This is a genomic window from Micromonospora orduensis, assembly GCF_006228125.1.
Taxonomy (GTDB): Bacteria; Actinomycetota; Actinomycetes; order Mycobacteriales; family Micromonosporaceae; genus Micromonospora; species Micromonospora orduensis.
The window spans coordinates 1-3914 of sequence record NZ_VDFY01000043.1 but is presented as its reverse complement, the minus strand read 5'-3'; the positions used below and the strand labels follow the sequence as shown (position 1 = coordinate 3914).

The 3914-nt window shown below is 72.2% G+C and carries 6 protein-coding genes; 2 read left to right on the top strand and 4 right to left on the bottom strand.

All coding sequences use genetic code 11. From position 1 onward, the window contains the following. Window positions 1-68: 68 nt before the first annotated feature. Together FHG89_RS00425 and FHG89_RS32690 are read right to left on the bottom strand one after the other, a co-directional pair. A complete protein-coding gene (locus FHG89_RS00425; protein WP_139581881.1) occupies window positions 69-467 on the bottom strand; it encodes a hypothetical protein in 399 nt (132 codons plus the stop codon). Window positions 468-603: 136 nt separating this feature from the next. Further along, on the bottom strand, window positions 604-747 hold the full coding sequence (locus FHG89_RS32690) for a hypothetical protein (protein ID WP_167517312.1): 144 nt from the start codon (window positions 745-747) through the stop codon (window positions 604-606). Between the two features lie 306 nt (window positions 748-1053). Between FHG89_RS32690 and FHG89_RS00420 the strand changes: the two genes are divergently transcribed. Beyond that, the gene (locus FHG89_RS00420) at window positions 1054-1416 is read left to right on the top strand and encodes an STAS domain-containing protein (RefSeq protein ID WP_130403378.1); all 363 of its coding nucleotides are present in this window, start codon (window positions 1054-1056) and stop codon (window positions 1414-1416) included. Between the two features lie 9 nt (window positions 1417-1425). On the opposite strand, the gene surE is transcribed toward FHG89_RS00420, so the two are convergent. Further along, window positions 1426-2253, bottom strand: coding sequence for a 5'/3'-nucleotidase SurE (gene surE / locus FHG89_RS00415; protein ID WP_139581879.1), 828 nt, complete (start codon window positions 2251-2253; stop codon window positions 1426-1428). Further along, a complete protein-coding gene (locus FHG89_RS00410) occupies window positions 2250-3212 on the bottom strand; it encodes a PfkB family carbohydrate kinase (protein WP_139581882.1) in 963 nt (320 codons plus the stop codon). The genes surE and FHG89_RS00410 overlap by 4 nt, the downstream gene beginning before the upstream one ends. 184 nt (window positions 3213-3396) lie before the next feature. Here FHG89_RS00410 and FHG89_RS00405 point away from each other — a divergent pair, with 184 nt between their 5' ends. Continuing rightward, complete coding sequence (locus tag FHG89_RS00405) at window positions 3397-3864, top strand: SRPBCC family protein (protein ID WP_139581877.1); 468 nt, start codon at window positions 3397-3399, stop codon at window positions 3862-3864. Window positions 3865-3914 lie beyond the last annotated feature (50 nt).

The window sequence follows — 3914 nt, the reverse complement described above, 5'->3', positions numbered from 1 at the left end:
CGTCGGAGCGGGGCTCATTCGTGCCCCGCTCCGACGGGGGTCGGGCGGGGCTCACGCGTGTCGCTGTCTCAGACGGCGGGGGAGTTGGGGCGGTCCACGTCGACGAACTCCACGTCCTCGACGGCGCGGTCGTCCCGGCTGCCGGCGGCACGGGCGGCCGAGCCGACGGCCCAGCCGACCGCCGCGCCGACGAGCGCGGCGCCGATCAGCAGCGTCCAGGGCAGGGCCGGCTGACGCCCGGCGAGCGCGTCGAAGGCCAGCGACGCCCGTCGCCGCGCCTCCTCGGCGGCCGAGCCGACCAGATCACCGGCCCCGTCGGCGAGGTCGCCGCTGCTGCGACGGGCCGAACGGGCGGTGTCACGGACGCTGTCCCCCGCGGAGCTGACGGCGGAGACCAGGTGCTCCCACGCCTGGTCCGCGATCCGCTCCGGCTTGCTGCGGCGGTCCAGCAGGTTGGTTCCGAACATCGTGGTTACCTCCTCGGGTGCCGAATCCGCCGGCCACTTCGGACTTCGGCGTCTGTTCAGCGCGTCACGGTTCGCCTTACTGGCAGTGCCCCGCTCCGGCCGGGCGCAAACCCGGCCCGCTGCCGCCCGGCGCGGTTCAGCGCACCATCACCACTGCCGCGCCACGGGCGAAGTCGTCGTCATCGTCGTCATCGTCGTCGCCACCACCACCGAAACCGCAGGCCAGTACGAGGGCGAGTAGGACGCCGACGCCGGCCAGCCCGGCCAGTCTCTTGATCATTGAAGGTCCTCTCCGTCACGGTGGGTGTCCCGGGCCGATGCTAGGTGGCGTCGGCAACCCACACCGGCGGCGGCGGGTCGTCGGGCGGTTCGGACCGGGACCGTTACCCTGGTTCGGCGGCGCTTCGGCTCCGACCGGCCGCCGATGATCGAATAACAAAAATTTCGGAACTGGGAGCCCTGATATGCCCAGATCCGCGAATTGCTCATCCAGAGGGGTGGCGACCGAGGCCGTCGGAGGAATACTCTCGGTCGCGGCCCGCGTACTGATGAGGCGCCCGGGGGACGGGCGGGTGGAGGTGCTCGCGTGAGCCTGTCGATTGTGAAGTCGGTTTTGTCCGGTGGTGTGGTCGAGATCGCCCCGCGAGGTGAGATCGACGTCGACACCGCGTACGAGGTGCGCGAGGCGATCGCGGAGGTGTTGGCCAAGGGCCGCCCGCTGCGCATCGAACTGAACATGAGGCTTGTCACCTTCATCGACTCCGTCGGCATCAGCGCCATGGTCGCCGGCTTCCAGACCGCCGAGGTCAGTGGCGTCAAGCTGGTGGTCACCGAGCCGAGCCGGTTCGTGCACCGGCAGCTCTGGGTGACCGGTCTGCTCGGCCTCTTCGGTGCTCCGGAGCCCTACTTCGCCGGCGCCGCCACCCCCGAGGTGCTTCCCGGCGCCTGAGCGCCCGCGTCAGCGCTGCTCATCCAGGTCGGTCAGGTCCACGTCGGTCAGCTCGCTCACCGCCCGGATGGCCGTCACCGACGCGTACCCCGCTGCCAGCAACGCCACGTCCGTGCCGGGCTGCGCGGCCTGACCCGGCTCCTCCAGTGCGGTACGGACGAAGCCGTGCCCGGACTCGGCGACGGTCATCTGCACCTGACCGAAACTGGCCAACGTCCCGCGACGTACTCCGCGCAGGCGGTCGTACGGCAGGTCCGGGGCGTTCACGTTGAGCACGCTCTCCATCGGCGCGGAGGTCAGCCGGGGGAGCAGGTCGAGGGCAACCCGCGCGGCGGTGCTCCAGTGCCGTTCGGCGTCACGTACCCGGGCGGCGGCGTCCACCGCGGCGCCACCGCTGGCGGCGGTGGCCTCACCGGCGGAGAGGACGTCCAGGGAGACAGCCATCGCCCGGCAGCCGTTCGTGGCGGCGGTGAACGCGGCACCCAGCGTGCCGGAGTGCAGCACCGCGCGACCGGCGTTGGCGCCCCGGTTGATACCGGAGAGCACCACCGACGGCGGCGGGCCGAACGCCCCGTGCAGCGCGATCAGCGTGATGAAACCGGGCGAGCCGCCAACCCCGTACGCCGGCACACCGTCCAGGTCGGGCAGTGGATGGTCGTGCACGACCACCCGTCCGTCGCGCTCGGTCGCGCTCATCGCGGCGCTGGTGCCGCTGGCCTCCTCCAGCGGTGCGGCGACCACCACGTCCAGCCCTCGCTGGGTCGCCGCCCAGGCCAGCGACTGGATACCCGGCGCGGCGATCCCGTCGTCGTTGGTGACGAGGACCCGCAGAGTCATCGTTCGACCACCCGGTCGGCCAGCTCGTCCGGGGTGGTGCGCTCCTGCGGGCGACTGTCGGCCGGTACCAGCCGAACCCGCTCCACCAGGCCGGTGATCGAGTCCAGGCGGCCGGTGCCCAGGCCGTGCCGGGTCACGTTCAGCGCTCCGGCGGCGGCGCCGGTACGGATGGCGGTCCGGATGTCGCCACCGCGTGCCACCACGGCGGCGACCCCGGCGGTCATCGAGTCGCCCGCGCCGCGCGGGTCGGCGGCCTCCAGCCGGGGCATCTCGACGTCGAACAGCTCCCCGTCGATGAGCGCCAGCGCCGGCTGGTCGGCCCGGCTCACCACCACCGTCTCGGCGCCGGCGGCGTGCAGGTCGTACATGGCCCGGGTCAGCTCCGGCATCTCGTCGCTGCGGGCGCGGCCGTCACGGATCAGCTCCTCGTGGCTCACCTTGAGGAAGAAGACCCCGCTGTCCAGCACGGCGCCGAGGTGATCGCCGGAGAGGTCGACGACGACCTGACCGCCGTTGGCCCCGAGGTCGGCGGCGAAGCGCCGGTACAGATCGGGCGGGACGAGCCACGGCTCGTTGGGTCCACTGAGGATGCTCACGGGGGCTCGCAGGCCCTCGCCCAGGGCCAGGTTGTACAGCTCGTCGAGTTCGTGGCGGCTCAACGGCTGCCCTGGAACGTCGGCGATCTCCTGCCGCGACCCGTCCCGACGGTCGTGCACGTACCCGCCGCTGCCGGAGTCTCGGACCACCACCTTGAGGTCCACCCCCTCGCTGACCAGCAGCGGTTCCAGCACCTGGCCGATCTCGCCGCCGAGAGCGGCGCAGAGCACCACGTCGACCCCCAGCGACAGCACCATGCGGGCCTGCCACACGCCCTGCCCACCGGGGTGCAGGTGCAGTTCGGTGTGGTCGTTGGGCTGGTCCACGGTCACGGTCAGTTGCGGAGTGGGCGCGAAGACCATCACGTGCCCACTCACCTGTCGTCACCGTTCATGAATCCGCCCTCCGTCACGGTCGGTAATTCCGTACTAACCGATCTTAATGGGACAGTTGGCGGCTGACGCGGCATCGGCCGCTGTCCGACGGGCGTTGCCAGCCCGATCGGCGTACGGGACGATCGTGCGACAAGCGACGGCGGGAGACGGTGTGCTCAGGCGCGATACCTTCACTTACACCGTCCAGGCCCGGTGCTCAGCCGCTGACGCCGCCGCGCTGCTCAGCGACCTGACCCGGCAGGGCGAGCTGCATCCACTGATCGTGGGCGTCCGACAACTGCCGCCCCGCCCCGGAGCCCTGGCCAGCTACGCCATCAGCGACCGGCTGGTGGCCGGCCCGCTGCGCTTCCGGACCACCTACCAGGCGGACGTGCTCACCAGCGAGGACGACGAGATCGTGATGGTGGCCCGCCAGTGGCCGGCCACCACGGTGCACAACCACACCCGGCTACGCGCCGAAGCGGACGGCCTGCTCCGGGTGGACGTCGAGATTACCCTGAGCGCGCCCGCCCCGCTGTTCCGGTACGCGTTCCGCCAGGCCCGCGCCGCCCACCTCGCCCTCGCCAGCCGCCTCGGCCCGGCCCTGGAACGCGCCGGCAACCCCCCAACGACCGCCTGACCCCCCGCGCGCGGGCGGGCAACGCGCGGGCGCGCAACGCGCGCGGGGGG

Bases quoted from the DNA above. Each gene is read 5' to 3' on its own strand.
- FHG89_RS32690 (WP_167517312.1), bottom strand. From the start codon at position 747: ATGATCAAGAGACTGGCCGGGCTGGCCGGCGTCGGCGTCCTACTCGCC.
- surE (WP_139581879.1), bottom strand. From the start codon at position 2,253: ATGACTCTGCGGGTCCTCGTCACCAACGACGACGGGATCGCCGCGCCG.
- FHG89_RS00410 (WP_139581882.1), bottom strand. From the start codon at position 3,212: ATGGTCTTCGCGCCCACTCCGCAACTGACCGTGACCGTGGACCAGCCC.
- FHG89_RS00425 (WP_139581881.1), bottom strand. From the start codon at position 467: ATGTTCGGAACCAACCTGCTGGACCGCCGCAGCAAGCCGGAGCGGATC.